We start from the raw sequence: 16,696 nt of genomic DNA on the forward strand, positions 1-16,696 counted from the left end.
GAGCAGCTTCTGCAGTGCCTCGTCCGCGGTCGGCGCGAACTTCAGCGGGTTGTTCTCCGAGCGCTGGATCAGCGTGACCGGCAGGCGGAAGGTGTTCTTGATCTCCGCCCGCGCGCGCAGCACGTCCATCACGCCGTCGACGACGATGCGGAAGATCGTGTCCAGTTCAGGCGGGACACCGGCGGACGGAGCCGACGCCGCGGTCGGCACCGCGATGGGCGCTGCGACCGGCGCGGCCGGCGGCGGTGCCGGGACGGGTGCAGGAACCGCGACCGGCGGCGCCTTGGGCGCGAAATCGCCCATGGTGAGGTCCCAGTTCTCCGGCAGAGCGTCACGCTGGCCGGCGACGCCGGGTGGATGGAAGTGGTCGGCCATGCCGCTGGAATGGTTCCAGCTCGCGGCCGGGGACGGCGCGGCTGCCGGCGGCGCGCCGAGCGGCTCGTCCAGGAACGCCAGTGGATCGAGCGCGGCGGTCGAGCCGCCGGGCACGGGTATCAGCGGTTCGTCGGGAATGCCGCGGGCAGGCGGCGGCGCGCCGAACGCCCCGCCCAGCATCTCGTCGAGGAAGTCCCCACCCGGCAGCGGCGCGGCCGCCGCCATCGCTGGCGCCGGGGCCGGCGTCGGCTGCACCACGGTGGCGCTGTCGGCCTGCAACCGCACGGCCACCTCGAAGGTGTCGATCTGCAGGCGGTCGCCGTCCTTCAGCGACGCCGGATCGCCCTTCACCAGCGGGCGGCCGTTGAGCAGCATGCCGTTGGTGCTGCGGTCCTCGATGAAGTACATGCCATTGAGGCAACGCACCATGGCGTGCACGCGCGAGACGCCGGCCGCGCTCAGCACCCAGTCGCAGTCTTCCGCGCGGCCGATGCTGCCGTCGCGCCCCTCGAACGCCTTCTGGCTGCGCGCGCCGAACTGCGCCGCATGGGGGCCGAGCACGGCGAGCACGAGTGTCTGTGGGATGGGCACGCGTCGCTCCTCAGCTGGTCTGCGTTTCGCCGGCGCCGAGCAGGCTCATGGCACGCGCCATGAACTCGGCGCGGCGGTGCTCGAAGCGGGCCGGGTCGAGCCCGGCCATCAGGTTCACCGCCGCAACCACGGCGCAGGCGGTCAGGTGGTCGGGGGGCGGCACCGGGGTCTCCTGGCTCGCCGGCGCGAGGCTGCCGCCGGACCAGCCGGCCGAGGCGGCCAGCCAGGACCCGATGCTCCGGTAGCCGCCCGCGTTGGCGTACTCGAAGGCCGCGCGCCGGTGCGTTTCCTCCGGCTCGCGCACCCACTGTTCGGCGAGCACGGCGCCGGCCTTGTCTTCCAGCGGCAACGGCACGTCGCGCGCGCACTGGCAGGCCCAGGCCACCGCATAGCGCTTGGGCAGCACGCGCGCGAGCAGCTTGAGCGCATCCTGCGTCTCGCCATCTTCCAGCAACACCTGCACAGCCTCGCGTGGCCCCATCCGCGGTTCCAGCCGGGCGCGCGCGGAGGCACCCAGCTCCATCTGGTCGGCAGCCTGCATGATGATCGACATGGCGTGTCTCCCCCTTACCCGATCATCACGATGCCGCCGGACACCTGGTTCATGCCGTCGCCCTTGAGCGAGAGCATGGGTGCCTTGACGGTCGCCATCGCGCCACCGGAGACCTCGACCATGGCGTCCGAGTGCACCTTCAGGCTGGCGCCGGCGCCCAGGTCCATGGTGGCGCCCGCCTTGACGCCGACCTCGGCCTGGCCCTCGATCTTGACCCCGACGCTGCCGGTGATCTTGATGTTGACGCCCTTGATCTCGATCTCGCCCGAACTCTTGAGCACGATGCTCGAGGCGCCGGTGACCAGTTCGATCTCGGTGCCGGCCGAGAGCTTGAACTTCTGGCCGATGCTGGTGGTGCCGTTGGCGGTGACGTCGAGCTTGTCCTCGTTCTGCACGGCGATCTTGCGGTCGTGCTTGACCGTCTCGGTCTGGTCGTTCTCCACCGTCATGGTCTGGTCGTGCTTGACGGTGAGGGTCTGGTCGTTCTTGACCGTCACCGTTTCGTCGTGATCGATGGTGACCACGTGGTCGTTCTCGACCTCCTCGTGCATGTCCTTCTGGGCGTGGATGAAGAAATCCTCCTCGCCCTTCTTGTCCTCGAAGCGCAGCTCGTTGAAGTCGGCGGTGCCGCCGAGCAGGCTGCGGCTCTTGATGCCGCTCTGCGTCTTGGTCGCCTGCAGGCCGTAGGGCGGCGTGTTGTCGCCGTTGTAGACGCTGCCGATGATCAGCGGGCGGTCCGGGTCGCCCTCCAGGAAGCTGACCACCACCTCCTGCCCCACCCGCGGCAGGCTGACCGCGCCCCAGCCCTTGCCGGCCCACGCCGAGGCCACCCGCACCGGGCAGGAGCTCCTGGCTTCGGGCTTGTCCGGCTTGTTCCAGTGGAAGGTGACCTCCACGCGGCCGTGCTCGTCGATCGCGATGTCCTCGTCGGTCTCGCTGCCGGTCACCACCGCGGTCTGCAGGCCGGCGATCGAAGGCCTGGTCGCGCTGGGCAGGCTGCGGAACGGCCGGCTGCTCTCGATCGCCTGGAAACGGCAACGGAAGGACGGGCCCGTGGCCGTGGCGCCGGAGGCGTAGCCGCCGGCATGCAGCTGGAGGGTGCCGCCGATCACCAGGTACTCCTGGTTCAGTTCCGCGCGCGGGAACGCGCTCAGCGTGAACAGCCCGCCGATCTGGACGCCGCAGGCGACGGTGTTGCCGTCGTAGTGCGAGCGCGAGGCGCTGAGCGCCTCGGCGCGCACCTGCGCGAAGTGCTGGCCGACCTGGGCGTCGAAGTGGCCTCCGGGGTAGTCGAAGCCGTCCGGCCCCTGCCCGCCGTGGCCATCGCCCGTGCCGGTCGCCAGCAGCGAGGCCTTGGGCTTGAGCGGGTCGTAGTCGGTCAGCTGGACCTTGCTCGCGTCGCGGCCGCGCGAAGGGATCCACTCGCTGATGGTCGCCTCGCTGCGCAACCCGCTTTCGCGGGTGGTCGAGTAGGCCACCTTGTCGAAGTGCGCGGCCTTGGCGTGCGCACCCACGCCGTCGGCGAGCACCATGGTGTGCGTGCCGGCGTCATGGGTGAAGTAGTAGTAGATGCCCTCCTGCTCCAGCAGGCGGCTGATGAAATTCAGGCCGCTCTCGCGGTACTGCACGCAGTAGTCGCGCGCCGTGTAGCTGCCGCTCAGGCTCAGCTTGAGGTCGGTGTAGCCGGCGTCCGCCAGCACCTGCTTGACGATGTCCGGCACCGACATCTCGGTGTAGATGCGGCAGTCGAACTTGTCGACCAGTAGCCAGGGCCTGGGCACCAGCCGCACGCTGTAGTGCGCGTAGTGCAGCCCGTCGATGACCTCGGCACCGGTCTGCGCGGCCTCGCACACGACGCCGTTGAAGTGGCGGGAAAAACCGTCGTCGGTCGCCAGTTTCACGGTCATCGGGGTGCCGAGCAGGCCACCGAGGTCGATCTTCTCGTTCCGGCTGGCGAACTCGACGTGGTAGGAGAACATGCGCCCGAGTTGCTCCTCGGCCACCATGCTGGTGAAGAGCAGGCCCTCGCACTGGGGGGACGAAAGCGTGATCTGCTGGCTCATGGGCGGTGCCTCCGCGCGCTCGGCGACGGGGTGGACGGCACGCGCGCAGCGAACGCGGGGGCCGGGGGAAAACTGCTACAAGGGCGCACGCACCGCCGGGCGGCTTCCTGCGACCGGATGACCTCGAGCGAAGCCGCCGGGCGGGGGCTCTGCTCGCCGGCGCCTGCGCCGGCCCGGTCATCACCGTGGACGGCAGCGAGCACGAGATCGTCTGCATTCGCCCGGTCGAAGGCCGCCTGGATGCGCCCGGCACGCGCCTGCGCCGCGCTCCGGACAACGCGCTCAACGGCGCCTGTCCCTGAAGCCCGCCGGTGCCTGGCGCCCTTCGATCGTGCGAGCGTGCTCATGCGGCCATCCCTCCGACCGGGGGACGCCGTGCCAGCACCACCCAGCCGGCGACGGGCTGGCCGGCCTCGCGGCGCAGCGTGTCGGCCCGGATGCGCACGTCGGCGAATCCGCAGGCGTCCAGCACGCGTTCCACGTAGCGGCGGTCGTGGCGATAGCGCCCGCTGGGCGTGATTTCCAGGTCGCGGGCGTCCCCGTCCATGGCCTCGAGTGTGAAACCCAGCCAGCCTTCGGGCTTGAGCGCCGCGTGGACGGCAGCCAGCACCGCTTCCAGCTGCCCGAAATACACCAGCGTGTCCGCCGACAGCACGACATCGTATGCGCCGGGGTGCGCCTGGAGGTGAGCGGTCAGTTCGGCGACCTGCAGTTCGTCGTACTCGCCCCGCAGGCGGGCCTTCTCGACCATGCCGCCGGACAGGTCCACGCCCACCAGGTGCCGGGCATGCGGGCGCATGGACGGCGCGCACAACCCCGTGCCGCAACCGGCGTCGAGTACGTCCAGCGTTCGTGCCGGGAGGCCCAGCACCTCGCCCAGTGCGGCGGCGAGCACCTGCGGCGCCCGATAGTCGAGGTTCTTCAGCAGCTGCTCGTCGAAGCTGTCGGCGAAACCGTCGAACAACTCGCGGACGTACTCGTCGGCCGCGCGTGGCGGGGCCTCGGCACCGCCGCAGGCGGCGAGCATGTGGCGCGGTACCGGATTGTCCGGCTCGCGCGCGAGCCAGTCGCGGTAGACCTGCCGGGCCTCGTCGTAGCGCTTGAGCGCGTACAGCGTGACGCCGAGCGCCTCCAGCGCCCGCAGGTTGCGGGCATCGATGTCGAATGCACGGCGGAAGCACTCGGCCGATTGCTCCAGGTGTTCCATGTTCTGCGCGTGGTTGCGCAGGAACAGGCCCAGCAGGTACTGGCCGCGCGCGTCGTCCGGCGCCTGCCGGAGCAGCGCGCCGTAAGCCTCGAAGGCTTCGTCCAGGCGCTCCTGCACCTCCAGCACCACGGCCAGGTTGCCCAGGGCGTTGTAATGGTGAGGAGCGCATGCGAGCGCTCGCCGGTAGCAGGCTTCCGCCTCGACCGGCCGCCCGCACTCCTTGTGGATGTTGCCCAGGTTGTTGTGTGCGTCCGGGTGGCGCGGGGTGATCATGAGCGCGGTGCGGATCAGCTCCACGCCCTCCTCGCTGCGCCCCTGCTGGTGGCACAGCACGCCCAGGTAGTGCAGCGCGTCGGGCTGGGCGGCGTGCAGCTCCAGCACCTCCCGGTAGAGCCGCTCGGCGGTCTCCAGGTCATCCGCCTGGTGGGCACGCAGTGCGCGCTGGAGCACCGCCGCGAAATCGCGCACGGAGCGGCGTAGCGTCACCCTGTGCGGGAGCGAGGTACCCATGCCCATCAGCCGATCAGCACCGTGAAGCAGCCAAGCACGATCGAACCGCCATGCGCGCAGCTGTCGCCCATCCGCGCGGCCGGCTGGCCACCGATCAGGACCTTCGGAGACCCGGCCAGGATGCTGTCCGGCGGGCCGACGCAGGTCGCCATGTCGCCCATGCGGGCTGCCGGCAGACCGCCGATCAGTACCTTGGGCGCGCCCGGCGCGGCGATCGGGCCGCCCACGTGCGGGACCACGCCGGTGACCATCGGGCAGACGTGCATGTCGGTGAGGCGGGCGGCAGGCTGCATGCGGTTCCTCGGCTCAAGGGATTCCGGCCCGGCAGCGCGGTCCAGCGGGCCGCACCGGCGCCGTCGATGGCGACCATCGACGGCACCGGGTCCACCAGGAACGTTGAAGTGACGGCTTCGCGCCGGCACTTCGGGCCGCCCATGCGTGCGACGGCTCCCCCTGGTGGTGGCACGCCGGCCGGGCCGGCCAGCGTTGCCTATAGGTGAATCCGTAAAAACCCGGGCGATCTGGTCACGCCGCCTTCACATGGGCGAACAGCCGTGTGCCGTTGGGGGGCCCGCCGGAGCCAGGCACGGCTCGCGACCCGCCGCTTCGGCTGGCGTGCCCCGCCTCGGTGCCCCGCACCGGCGGGCCGCCTGTCCCGGCACGCCCGCGACGGGCCCGTGCCTGGCCGATTGCGGCTGCCGCGCGGATCCGGGCGGACCGCCCCCTTTCGCTTGAGGGGCGGCTCGCATGCCCGTGTCCGCCCGTGCTGCCGCAGGCGCTCTCAGGCGGCTGCCGAGTCTTCCGCGATCGCCTTGGTGTAGGCCGAGTTGAAGACCGGATGCCGGTAGGCCGTCCGCTTCGGGTAACTGGCCTCCAGGCGCAGCTGGTTCTCCGTCATGCGCAGGTGGCTGAACGGACCGATCCCCGTGGTCATCGCCTCTTCCTCCCAACCGTCATTGACGATGCGCCGGCCGACCATCATCCGCCAGGCGTGGATCAGCTCGTGGCCGAGCATGATCTCCGCGGGCACGGCGTCCGGATCGTGCTTGGGATTGAACGACCCGTTGGCCGCAGGAACGCGGATCCTGGGGACCAGCTTGACCTGCGTGTCGCAGCCGGGCCCGGGGGTCAGGTGCTCGTAATAGGCGATGCAGATCTTCAGGTAGTCGTTGTCGTCGATGCGCTGTTGCCCGTCGCACATGGCGTCGATCGCGGCGCGCGACTTGCCGAGCAGCGTCACCAGCGAGCGGCGGCCGGCCTCCAGGTCACCCCACGCCCGGCACAGCACGTAGTCGAGCTCCATCGAGGCGGTGAACTTGTCCTCGAGCTGGTTGAGCTTCCTGAGCTCCTTCTTCATGTAGGCCACCGCCGGGCCCTTCACCCGCTGCTGCTCTTCCTTGCCGCCGACCATGACCCGCTGGATGATCGTTTTCTGGTTGGAGTAGAGCATGTTGTGATGCTGCGGCCGGAACGACTTGACCATGCGCGCCAGGTTGTTGGGGATGTCCGGCGGGTCGGCCATCGCGGCACCGTCCTGGTCGCTGCAGAAGATCGTGCAGGCGTGCCCAGACGTGTTCATCTCGTGCAGCAGGCGACTGCCGGTCCTGAGCCGGGCCAGCCTGGTGTAGGCGTCGCGCACGTTCTTGACGAACGCTTTCGCCTCCCCGGCCGGCATCTGGGTCGCCTCGGCCAGCTTGCGGCCTTTCAGGCCGCACACCTTGATGGCGGGGCTGAGCTGGAATTGTTCGATGGGCATGGCGTCCTCGATCGGAGTGGGACTGGGGCAGTAAGTGGGTCGAGCGCAAGGCCGCGGGCCCTGCGGGCGCGTCGTCAGTGCACCCGGCCGTCGGCGAGATCGACGCGATAGATCCGCCCTTTCTCGTCCTCGACCACCAGCACGCCCTGCGCGGCGTCCAGGCGCATGGCCTTGAAGAAGGTCCACTGCACGTCGGCCTCGATGTTCGGGTCGACCGTCGATGCGTACAGGCGGCTGGTCCACAGCCGCTTGCCGGAGGCGACGTCCGTCGCCACCACGTAGCCGCCGGGCGGCAGGCCCTCGGCGGTGAGGTTCTTCAACTGCTCGTAGCGCACGCCGTCGTGCACGACCGGCGCCACCGCCGGGGGACGTCCGCGGCTGCCCGAGACCTGCGGGGGTTGATCGAAGGGGGAACTCATCTGCGTCTCCTGTGATGCGGATTGCCCGGGACCCGGCAGGCCACCCGCGCACGATGCGACGGGCAGCGCGCAGGCCAGCGCGAGTGTGGCGGCACGCAGGCGTGCCAGCGTCGAGGGATCGGTCACGGCAACCTCAGGGCTTCGGCCCGTTCCGAGGGGGTGAGGCCACCGGCCGCATCGACCACGAAGTAGGCCCAGTTCTCGGCGTTGAGCACCGCCTTGTTGCCCTTGAATTTGCTGTCCTTGGGGTTGATACCCTGCCAGCCGTAGGAGTTGTTCTGCGGATAGTCGTCGGTATCGAGTTCCGAGTGGGTCAGCTCGTGCACGATGACGCGCGCCCAGTTGGCGCGTCCGGACAGCACGTTGCCGCCCTTGGCGAAGAAGCCCTTCTCGATGTAGACCACCTTGTGCGCGTCCTTCCAGCTGCCCGAGAACACGAAGGCCTCGGATTGTTCCATGTCGTCGCCACGATAGAACGGGCAGTCGGTGAAGATGAGCCGGTTGGACAGCAGCGTGTTCTGGATCTTCTTGAGGCCCGCCGCCAGGTCCGCGGTGATCTTGGCGAGGTCGGTGGCCGTGGTGTCCTCGGTCTCGAACCAGCGCTTGACCAGTTCCTGGCCCTTGCCCTTGCCGGAAAGCGCCATCAGCGCCTTCTGTACCTGCGCCCGCGCGAGCTGGGCGCCGTCGGCCATGTGCTTCTTCTGCGCGGCGGAGAAATACTCCTGCTTGTGCGCGAGGCGCGACAGCAGTGCCCGTTCGTCACCCGCCAGGGTGGCAAGCTCGAGGCTGGGCCAGTTCCTGTACTTGGCCGGCGTGTTGACGACCCAGAAGCCGCTGGCGCCCTTCTTGGCCAGGAAGCTGGTGTGCAGCAGCATTTTCAATGCGGCGGAGGCAGCCACCACGTCCGCGCTGCCGGCGTAGCTACGGCCGGTTCCCTTGCTGGCGTAGCCATTGGCCATGGACAGGACCCGCTGGGCCGGCTCCAGGTTCTGGCCGCCGAACAGGGGCTTGAAGCTGAATTGCCCAAGGTTGATGGCCTTGTGGAACTCGGTAAGCGCACCGGCCTGGGTATCGTCGAAGCCGTCGTCGCCCATCAGCGACCTGAGCTTCTTGAGCACGGCCTCGGCGTCGGCGCTGAACTTCCCGTTCAACACCGACTGGCGGGCGCGCTTGTACTCTTCGGAAAAGTTGTGGCTCATGGGGTTGTCGCTCGCGTCCTGCAGTCATGCCCTGCCGTCTCAGGCAAAGGCGTAGTGGAAATCCCCTTCCTTCACGCCGACCTGCACGCCGGCGATGGCCTTGCCCTCGATCATGCGGGTGAGGAACTCGCGGCTGACATCCGGCAGCATGGTGTTGGTCAGGATCGCGTCGATCATGCGGCCGCCCGACTCGCTCTCGGTGCAGCGGCTGACGACCAGTCTCACCACGTCCTCGTCGTACTCGAACGGGATGCGGTAACGGGCCTCGATGCGCTTCTTGATACGGCCGAGCTGCAGCTTCACGATCTCGCCGAGCATCTTCTCGCTGAGCGGGTAGTACGGGATCGTCACCAGCCGTCCGAGCAACGCCGGCGGGAACACCTTCAGCAGCGGCTCGCGCAGCGCCTTGGCGATGCCCTCGGGCTCGGGCATCAGCTCCGGATCCTGGCAGAGGCCGGCGATCAGGTCGGTGCCGGCGTTGGTGGTGAGCAGGATCAGGGTGTTCTTGAAGTCGATCTGGCGGCCTTCGCCGTCTTCCATCACGCCCTTGTCGAACACCTGGAAGAAGATCTCGTGCACGTCCGGGTGGGCCTTCTCGACCTCGTCCAGCAGCACCACCGAGTACGGCTTGCGGCGCACCGCCTCGGTCAGCACACCACCCTCGCCGTAGCCCACGTAGCCCGGGGGCGCGCCCTTGAGCGTGGAGACGGTGTGCGCCTCCTGGAACTCGCTCATGTTGATGGTGATGATGTTCTGCTCGCCGCCGTAGAGCGCCTCGGCCAGTGCCAGCGCGGTCTCGGTCTTGCCCACGCCGGAGGTGCCGGCGAGCATGAACACGCCGATCGGCTTGTTCGGGTTGTCCAGGCCCGCGCGGCTGGTCTGGATGCGCTTGGCGATCATTTCCATCGCGTGGTCCTGGCCGATCACGCGCTTGCCCATCAGGCTGGCCAGGTTCATCACGGTCTCGAGCTCGCTCTTGACCATGCGGCCGACCGGGATGCCGGTCCAGTCCGAAACGACCGAACCGACCGCCACGTAGTCGACGGTGGGCAGGATCAGCGGGCTCTCGCCCTGCAGTTCGGCGAGCTGCGCCTGCAGGCCTTTCAGTTCCTCCAGCGCGGCGGCACGCTCGGCGTCGGTCAGCGCGGCGCTCGCCACGGCGACTTCGCCTGCTTCGGCGCTGGCGGCCCGCTCCAGTGCGCTGCCGGTACCCTCGACCGGCGCGGCATCGCCGCGCAGGCGGGCGCGGATCGCGAGGATTTTTTCCACCAGGCCCTTCTCGACCTGCCAGTTGACCTCCAGCGTCTCCAGCCGTGCCTTGGCGACGGCAAGCTTCTCGCCGGCAGAGGCCTCGCGCTCGGCCACGTCCACGCCGACCGTCTTCTCGCGGGCGATGATGGCCAGTTCGGTTTCCAGCGCCTGGATGCGCTTGCGGGTGTCGTCCACTTCCGGCGGCACGGCATGCTGGCTGATCGCCACGCGGGCGCAGGCGGTGTCGAGCAGGCTCACCGCCTTGTCCGGCAACTGGCGCGCCGGGATGTAGCGGTGCGAGAGCTTGACCGCCGCTTCCAGCGCCTCGTCCAGGATCTGCACGCGATGGTGCTTCTCCATCACGCTGGCGACGCCGCGCATCATCAGGATGCCCTTCTCCTCGCTCGGCTCGTCGACCTGCACGGTCTGGAAGCGACGGGTCAGCGCGGGGTCCTTCTCGATGTGCTTCTTGTATTCGGCCCAGGTAGTGGCGCCGACCGTACGCAGGTTGCCGCGGGCGAGCGCAGGCTTGAGCAGGTTGGCCGCGTCGCCGGTGCCGGCCGCGCCACCGGCGCCGACCAGCGTGTGCGCCTCGTCGATGAACAGGATGATCGGCTTCGGGCTCGACTGCACTTCCTCGATCACCTGCCGCAGGCGGTTCTCGAACTCGCCCTTCATGCTGGCGCCGGCCTGCAGCAGGCCCACGTCCAGGGTGCGCAGCTCGACGTCCTTGAGCTGGGGCGGCACGTCGCCCTGGGCGATGCGCAGCGCGAAGCCCTCGACCACCGCGGTCTTGCCCACGCCCGCCTCGCCGACCAGCATCGGGTTGTTCTGGCGGCGGCGCATGAGAATGTCGACGACCTGGCGGATTTCCTCGTCGCGGCCGACGATCGGATCGATCTTGCCGCTGCGCGCCTGTTCGGTCAGATCGACGGTGAACTGCCTGAGCGCCTCCTGCTTGCCCATCTGGGCCGGACCCATCGCGCCGCTGGCCTCGCCCGGCACCGCGCCGCCCATCTGGAAACCGTCGCTGGCGCCCTGGCCGTCCTCGGGCGAGCCGGCGACGACCTCGGCGAACTTCTCCACCAGCGTCTCGGGCTTGATTTTGTCGAACTCCGGCGAGATGGCGACCAGCGCGTTGCGCAGGTGGCGCGTGCGCACCACGCCGACCATCAGGTAGCCGGTGCGCACCTGTGCCTCGCCAAACATCAGCGTGGCGAATACCCAGCCGCGCTCGACCGCTTCCTCCACGTTCGAGGACAGGTCGGTGATCGTGGTCGAGCCGCGCGGCAGCTTGTCCAGTGCGTCGGTGACGTCGCGCGCCAGGTTCGACGGGTTGATGTTGAACTGCTTGACGATGCGGTGCAGGTCCGAGTCCTGCAGCTGCAGGATCTGGTGAATCCAGTGCACCAGCTCGACGTAGGGATTGCCGCGCAGCTTGCAGAACACCGTGGCGCTCTCGATGCCCCGGTACGCGAGCTTGTTGAGTTTCCCGAACAGGGCGCTGCGACTGATCTCGGCCATGACTTGTCTTCCCTTCGCGTTTGCTTCGGCCCGCGCGTGGCGGCCCGGTCTGATGTTCGGTATGGCGGGTGTCAGCCCACCGGTTTCAATACGACGTCGTCGGCATCGGTGCGCTCGCGGCGCTGGCCCAGCCAGGTGGTCAGGCCCAGCCGGCCACCCTGCCCCAGCCGGGTGGCGGGCACCTGCTCGCGCGCGAGCACCAGCTGCACGTCCCAGGCCTTTTCGTCTCCGATGTAGCTGCGCACGGCCGCCACCAGTTGTGCCAGCGCGGCGCCACCAGGCAGGAAATGCTCGAACTGGCTGCGCCCCAGCGGGCCCAGGCGCAGGCGGAAGCGTTGCTGCGCGCCCCACACGTTGCCGCCAATGACCGCGGTGCGGCCCAGGCAGGCCCCTTCGGCCGAACGGCCCAGCCGCAGGTAGGCCTCCCGCGGCAGGCGCATCCACTCGGCGACGAACTCGACCACCCGCACCGGAATCGCGAAGAACTGCTGCAGCAACCCGCGCAGGCCTTCGGCGTTGCGCGTCTGCGCCAGCAGGTGGCCGGCGAAGAAGCGCTTGAAGTCATCCGGCAGGGCATCGCGACCTTCCAGCCCCGGCGTGGCCAGGCCCACCAGCGCGCCGGTGTAGAGGCGGAAGCGGTCCTGCGACGGTCGGTCGGCCTGCACCGTCGGCTGCGAATTGGCCCAGGCACGGTAGAACAGGCTCGCCATGCGATGGTGAAAGACATCGGCGAAAGCGATCAGCGTGGTGTCGCGCGCGTTGCGCTCACGGTCGATCGCATATTCGGTCAGGTGCAGCGGCAGCGGCGCGTTGGGGCCGAACAGGCCGAAGAACAGCGCCCGCATGCGTGCCGGCCGCCCGTCCGCGGCGGGCCGGTAGTCGCCGATGGTGGTTGGCGCGAAGGCCAGCGACGGCGTCTGGCACAGCCGCACGAAGTCCTCCGACGGCTTGGTCGATTCGCCCAGCCGCGGCCGCGTCGGGTAGGCGCACTCCAGCTGCCGGATCGCCTCGAAGAAATCGAAGTCCCCCGGCCGCTGCTCGAGCGCGCGCTCGAGTGCTACAGCGTCTGGCGCGAGCCCAGCCGTGCCGGCCATCGGGCGACCTCGTTGCGTTCCAGGGTACGCAATACCGTCTCGGTGAAGGAATTGACCGAGACGTAGCGCGCGAAGAAGTGCTGCATCACCGAACCGAGCAGAAAGGCGCCGGTGCCTTCGAAGGCGCCTTCGTCGCAGGTCAGGGTGATTTCCAGGCCGCGGCCGAAGCTGATCGGGCCCGGCACGGGGATGCGCCGCACGATCGGGTGCGAGCCTACCGCCTTGATACCGTCGATCTGCCGCCGCGCGGCCGAGTCGAACTCGTCGCAGTACAGCGTCAGCATCTCGCGCAGCGCGGCGGCGCCGTCGGCGTTGCCCTCGCCCAGCAGCGAGACGTAGTTGAGCTGCAGGTGGCTGAGCAACCGCCAGGCGGTCTCGCCGCCGGCGACCGGTGCGCGCGGCTTGGTCGGACCGGCCACGCAGCGCACCGCTTCGACCGGCGCGCCGATATCAAGCGTGAAGTCCGTATGCGACTTGCCCACCGGCATCTGCAACGGCAGGTCGCGATTGGTGCACATCAGCTGCATGCCGACCTGGCGCAGGCGACTGGAGTACGGCGCTTCGCTGGCATCGACCAGCGCGATGTACAGCTCGCTGCCCACGTAGCTGGAACGCGCACCCTGCAGCTTCTGCCGCGCGGAGAGCTGGCGCGGCTCCCGCCGCACCGTGTAGAAGGCACCGTGGCCGGCCTGCCAGGTGCGCTCGTCGCAGCCGTAGAACGGCTGGAAGCGCTGCTCCGGTTCCTGGCTGTCGCCGAAGCCCTCGACGTTGCCGATCGAGTGGATCTCGAAATCCATCGGCCGCGTGCGGTCGGCAAGCACGTGGTATTCGGTGCGGCCCTGCTGCAGGTGGATGCGGTCGGCGCGGCGCGGGAACAGGTTCACCGCCGGGGTGCAGAACAGGCGGAAATTGCCAGCGTCCACCGCGTTGTGCAGGCGGCTGACGCTGCGGTCGAACAGCACCACGATCTCGAACTCGCTGCCCTGCGCGCGCGCGAGTGCCTGGCGCAGGCCGGTGAACACGGCGAACAGGAAGCGCTCCGGACAGGCGAAGTATTCCTGCAGCAGCCGGTAGCCGCTGAAGGAACGGCCGCTGTAGGGGATCATCGCCTCGTCGTCGTCGAAGCCCCTGGGCCGGATGCTGCCCGGCTCCAGCCAGGTGCTGGACATGCCGCCCTCGCCCTTGGCGCGCACCACCACGCCGGCGGCGTTACCGAGCAGTTGCTCGTACAGGCGCTTGGGCAGCTCGTCGGCGCCGGCAAGGAAAACCGGCAGCTCGTCCAGCGCCAGCAGGTTTGCCTGCGCGCCCGCGGTGACCGCGAACTTGAGGCGCAGGCCGGCGCGCACGGTGCGGTCGGCGGGGATGGTGACGCCCGCGGCGGCGATCGCCGCCGGCGTGTCGAAATACTTCGCCTCGGTGAGCCTGAGCGGCCACAGGGTGACGTCGTGCGCGGTGCGGTATTCACAGGCAGTACGGTCGTCGCGGCCGGTGAGGCTGCGCAGCGCGGTGTGGCGCGGCACGACGTGGCCGGCCACCAGTCCGCTCTCCTTCAGGTCGGCCGCCATCTCCACCACGGCCATCGAGGGCACGGGCGCGAGGTAGTGCGGGTAGACCATCTCCATCAGGTGCTGGGTGAACACCGGTTGCTGGGCATCGAGCTTCAGCTGCACGCGCGCGGCGAGAAAGGCGAAACCCTCCAGCAACCGCTCGACGTAGGGGTCGGCACATTCGAAGCCTTCCAGGCCAAGGCGGCCGGCGATCTTCGGATACTCGCGCGCGAACTCGCCGCCCATCTCGCGCACGTGCTGCAGTTCGCGGTTGTAGTAGCGCAGCAGGCGCGGGTCCATGGTTGTCAGCCCAGGCTTTCGGAGACGCTGAAGCGGCCGGTTTCCAGGTCGACTTCGGTCTTCAGGTAGAGGTTCAGCGGGATCGGCTGCGCCCACATCTCCGATTCGATGTTGAACACCAGTGATTGCTGGTCCATGCGCTTGCCGTCGGTATTGACCGCCACCCGCAGCGTGCTGCCGGTCAGGCGCGGCTCGAACGCGAGCAGCGCCTCGCGCAGCTGGCGCTGCAGCACGCTGGCGTCCACCCCCGAGAGCGCCGTGCCGGTGAGGTCCGGGATGCCGAAGTTGAGCACCGAGCGGGCCACTTCCGGGTAGTCGTCCAGCGCCACGCCACTGCCCAGGTTCACGCAGTTGAGCAGCCAGGAGATGTCACGCGCCACGCAGTCGCGCAGGCGCGTGGCGGAGATCACGCGCTTTTCGCGGCTTTCCTCGGCCTTGCCCGGCTCCTCGTCGGTCAGCCGGTCCAGCAGCGAGGGCTGCAGGCGCTCCTGGGTGGTCAGCTCGGCCATCAGGCGACCGCGTCGTGGTGGAACACGAGGGTGCGCACGTCCAGCAGCGGGTATTCGCCCGCGTCGGTCGCGAGCATGCGCTGGCCCAGGCCGGTGAACAGCCCGGGAGCGCGCTCTTCCCAGTCGGTACGGCGCGCGAGCACCACGTCGGCATCGGCCGAGCGCTCCGAACCGGGGTAGCGGCAGGGGACGAAGCCGACGGCCTGGCCGCCGTTGCTCCAGGTCACCTGCACCGGCGCCCACACCTTGTCGCGCAGGTCGCTGGGCGCTTCGAAAACCAGTTGCTTCAGACGGGCGAACGGCACCCAGGCGTAGCTGCCGTTGACCACCATCTCCAGACAGGGTCCGAAGCGCGGATCCGCGTCGGCGACCCATTCGAAAGCTTCGCCGTCGACCTCGCCCGAGACGGTCGGCGCCAGGTCGAAGGCCTGTTCGCGCAGTGGCGCGGCGTTCGCGTGCTGCCCCTGCGCATCGAGCTTGAGCGCCTGCAGCAACAGCGCCATCCACTGGGACGGCTCGCCGACCACTGAAGGCATGCGCTCGCCGGCCAGCACGCCGGCGCGCATCAGTTCGCCCCGCACGGCCTGCGCGTAGGCGCCGGCCATGAGGGTATTGTTCACGTCCAGCTCGCCGCTGACCTTCAGCTGCGTCTGTGCGCGCTCCCACTGGCCCAGCAGGGCCAGCAGCTGGAACAGGAACACCCGGCAGCGCGCGTCCGCCGGGTTGTTCCGCACCTGCGAGGTGAGGCCCTGCAACGCCTCGTCCAGGCGACCTTCCTTCAGCATGTTCTCGGGTGTCATGGGTCGGCCCAGGAGATGTCAGGTACGCCTCGGGAGGCGTTGCAGGATCAGGATCAGGCCTTGGCCACGCCCTGGATGTCGAAGGTGAATTCCTTCGCGCCGCCCTTCTTCGCGCCCTTGTCGTCCTGCGGCTGGAACGCGTACTTGAACTTGCCGAAGTGCAGGGTGATGTTCTCGGTCAGGCGGTCCTCGCCACCGCTGCCGCCGGTGGACACGGAGGTCACCAGCACGCCTTCGGACAGCTCGATGGTGAGGAAGTCGGTCTGTTCACCGGTGGCATTGGTGACGTACAGCCACGCCTGGTCCATGCGGCCGCCGGTGCAGCAGGCGTCGAGCAGTGCGTTGGAGCAGCCATCGACGTACTTGGTGATGGAGATGTCCTGCACGTGGGCCTTGCCGCCGCTGGCCGAGCCGGCGCCGGTGTGCAGGTCGCCGGTGTTGCTGACGCCCCACGACCAGGCCAGGATCGGCACCTCGCCCTTGTGGTTCTTGTGGTTGGACGCGCCCTCGATCTTGACCTTGCCGGCGCCGAACTTGATGTGCATGTCGAATGCCATGAAACCTTCTCCCTACGTTTCGTGATTGGATGTTCGATACCGCCGGCGGGACGCATCCTGCCCTTCGGATCGTCTTGCTGCGGTGTGGATGGAACTTCGGCGGTGGCGCATGCGAGCCGACGGTGGCGGCATGGGCCGCCACCGTCGGTTCTCGCCTCAGGCCTTGGCAGCCGACGGCAGGCGCGAGACCAGCCGCAGCGACACGGTGAGACCCTCGAGCTGGTAGTGCGGCTTGAGGAAGAACTTGGAGGTGTAGTAGCCGGGCGCGCCCTCGACTTCTTCCACCACCACCTCGGCGGCCGACAGCGGCTTGCGCGCCTTGGTCTCCTCGCTGGAGTTGGCCGGGTCGCCGTCGACGTACTGCATGACCCAGTTGGTCAGCCAGTTCTGCATCTGCTCGCGGTCGCTGAAGGAACCGATCTTGTCGCGCACGATGCACTT

At 69.0% G+C, this 16,696-nt stretch carries 14 protein-coding genes and 1 pseudogene; all 15 read right to left on the reverse strand.

Annotation, left to right across the window (positions count from 1 at the left end; all coding sequences use genetic code 11):
• Positions 1-960 (reverse strand): type VI secretion system-associated FHA domain protein TagH (tagH, locus tag VFH59_RS00105; protein WP_325162865.1); only part of this gene is annotated, 960 nt, incomplete at its 3' end.
• Between the two features lie 16 nt (positions 961-976).
• A complete protein-coding gene (locus VFH59_RS00110) occupies positions 977-1,519 on the reverse strand; it encodes a DUF6931 family protein (protein WP_325162852.1) in 543 nt (180 codons plus the stop codon).
• A 14-nt stretch (positions 1,520-1,533) separates the two neighbouring features.
• The gene (locus tag VFH59_RS00115; RefSeq protein ID WP_325162853.1) at positions 1,534-3,582 is read right to left on the reverse strand and encodes a type VI secretion system Vgr family protein; all 2,049 of its coding nucleotides are present in this window, start codon (positions 3,580-3,582) and stop codon (positions 1,534-1,536) included.
• Positions 3,583-3,925: 343 nt separating this feature from the next.
• Positions 3,926-5,299, reverse strand: coding sequence for a tetratricopeptide repeat protein (locus tag VFH59_RS00120; protein ID WP_325162854.1), 1,374 nt, complete (start codon positions 5,297-5,299; stop codon positions 3,926-3,928).
• A gap of 5 nt (positions 5,300-5,304) precedes the next feature.
• Positions 5,305-5,592: a PAAR domain-containing protein gene (locus VFH59_RS00125; RefSeq protein WP_325162855.1), complete on the reverse strand. Its 288-nt coding sequence runs from the start codon at positions 5,590-5,592 to the stop codon at positions 5,305-5,307.
• Between the two features lie 488 nt (positions 5,593-6,080).
• Positions 6,081-7,055: a M91 family zinc metallopeptidase gene (locus tag VFH59_RS00130; RefSeq protein ID WP_325162856.1), complete on the reverse strand. Its 975-nt coding sequence runs from the start codon at positions 7,053-7,055 to the stop codon at positions 6,081-6,083.
• Positions 7,056-7,129: 74 nt separating this feature from the next.
• Entirely contained in the window at positions 7,130-7,474 is a 345-nt protein-coding gene (locus tag VFH59_RS00135) for a hypothetical protein (protein WP_325162857.1), read from the reverse strand.
• A gap of 122 nt (positions 7,475-7,596) precedes the next feature.
• Positions 7,597-8,673, reverse strand: a complete 1,077-nt coding sequence (locus VFH59_RS00140) for a M35 family metallo-endopeptidase (protein WP_325162858.1) — start codon at positions 8,671-8,673, stop codon at positions 7,597-7,599.
• 39 nt (positions 8,674-8,712) lie between these two features.
• Complete coding sequence (gene tssH, locus VFH59_RS00145) at positions 8,713-11,448, reverse strand: type VI secretion system ATPase TssH (RefSeq protein ID WP_325162859.1); 2,736 nt, start codon at positions 11,446-11,448, stop codon at positions 8,713-8,715.
• 71 nt (positions 11,449-11,519) lie between these two features.
• Complete coding sequence (gene tssG / locus VFH59_RS00150) at positions 11,520-12,542, reverse strand: type VI secretion system baseplate subunit TssG (protein WP_325162860.1); 1,023 nt, start codon at positions 12,540-12,542, stop codon at positions 11,520-11,522.
• Positions 12,506-14,389 (reverse strand): type VI secretion system baseplate subunit TssF, encoded by a 1,884-nt coding sequence (gene tssF, locus VFH59_RS00155; protein WP_325162861.1) that lies wholly within the window; start codon positions 14,387-14,389, stop codon positions 12,506-12,508. Before tssF ends, tssG begins: the two co-directional genes overlap by 37 nt.
• A 5-nt stretch (positions 14,390-14,394) precedes the next feature.
• Positions 14,395-14,898 (reverse strand): type VI secretion system baseplate subunit TssE, encoded by a 504-nt coding sequence (gene tssE, locus VFH59_RS00160; protein ID WP_325162862.1) that lies wholly within the window; start codon positions 14,896-14,898, stop codon positions 14,395-14,397.
• Positions 14,898-15,698, reverse strand: a complete 801-nt coding sequence (locus tag VFH59_RS00165) for a type VI secretion system accessory protein TagJ (protein ID WP_325162863.1) — start codon at positions 15,696-15,698, stop codon at positions 14,898-14,900. The genes tssE and VFH59_RS00165 overlap by 1 nt, the downstream gene beginning before the upstream one ends.
• A gap of 53 nt (positions 15,699-15,751) precedes the next feature.
• Positions 15,752-16,255 (reverse strand): Hcp family type VI secretion system effector, encoded by a 504-nt coding sequence (locus tag VFH59_RS00170; RefSeq protein WP_325162864.1) that lies wholly within the window; start codon positions 16,253-16,255, stop codon positions 15,752-15,754.
• Between the two features lie 156 nt (positions 16,256-16,411).
• Positions 16,412-16,696, reverse strand: a pseudogene (locus VFH59_RS00175) (type VI secretion system contractile sheath large subunit); the annotation flags it as partial.

Source organism: Frateuria sp. (assembly GCF_035695185.1).
GTDB lineage: Bacteria > Pseudomonadota > Gammaproteobacteria > Xanthomonadales > Rhodanobacteraceae > Frateuria_A.

Excerpts from the sequence above, each read along its gene's own strand:
- VFH59_RS00110 (WP_325162852.1), bottom strand. The coding sequence starts at position 1,519 with ATGTCGATCATCATGCAGGCTGCCGACCAGATGGAGCTGGGTGCCTCC.
- VFH59_RS00115 (WP_325162853.1), bottom strand. The coding sequence starts at position 3,582 with ATGAGCCAGCAGATCACGCTTTCGTCCCCCCAGTGCGAGGGCCTGCTC.
- VFH59_RS00120 (WP_325162854.1), bottom strand. The coding sequence starts at position 5,299 with ATGGGTACCTCGCTCCCGCACAGGGTGACGCTACGCCGCTCCGTGCGC.
- VFH59_RS00125 (WP_325162855.1), bottom strand. The coding sequence starts at position 5,592 with ATGCAGCCTGCCGCCCGCCTCACCGACATGCACGTCTGCCCGATGGTC.
- VFH59_RS00130 (WP_325162856.1), bottom strand. The coding sequence starts at position 7,055 with ATGCCCATCGAACAATTCCAGCTCAGCCCCGCCATCAAGGTGTGCGGC.
- VFH59_RS00135 (WP_325162857.1), bottom strand. The coding sequence starts at position 7,474 with ATGAGTTCCCCCTTCGATCAACCCCCGCAGGTCTCGGGCAGCCGCGGA.
- VFH59_RS00140 (WP_325162858.1), bottom strand. The coding sequence starts at position 8,673 with ATGAGCCACAACTTTTCCGAAGAGTACAAGCGCGCCCGCCAGTCGGTG.
- tssH (WP_325162859.1), bottom strand. The coding sequence starts at position 11,448 with ATGGCCGAGATCAGTCGCAGCGCCCTGTTCGGGAAACTCAACAAGCTC.
- tssG (WP_325162860.1), bottom strand. The coding sequence starts at position 12,542 with ATGGCCGGCACGGCTGGGCTCGCGCCAGACGCTGTAGCACTCGAGCGC.
- tssF (WP_325162861.1), bottom strand. The coding sequence starts at position 14,389 with ATGGACCCGCGCCTGCTGCGCTACTACAACCGCGAACTGCAGCACGTG.
- tssE (WP_325162862.1), bottom strand. The coding sequence starts at position 14,898 with ATGGCCGAGCTGACCACCCAGGAGCGCCTGCAGCCCTCGCTGCTGGAC.
- VFH59_RS00165 (WP_325162863.1), bottom strand. The coding sequence starts at position 15,698 with ATGACACCCGAGAACATGCTGAAGGAAGGTCGCCTGGACGAGGCGTTG.
- VFH59_RS00170 (WP_325162864.1), bottom strand. The coding sequence starts at position 16,255 with ATGGCATTCGACATGCACATCAAGTTCGGCGCCGGCAAGGTCAAGATC.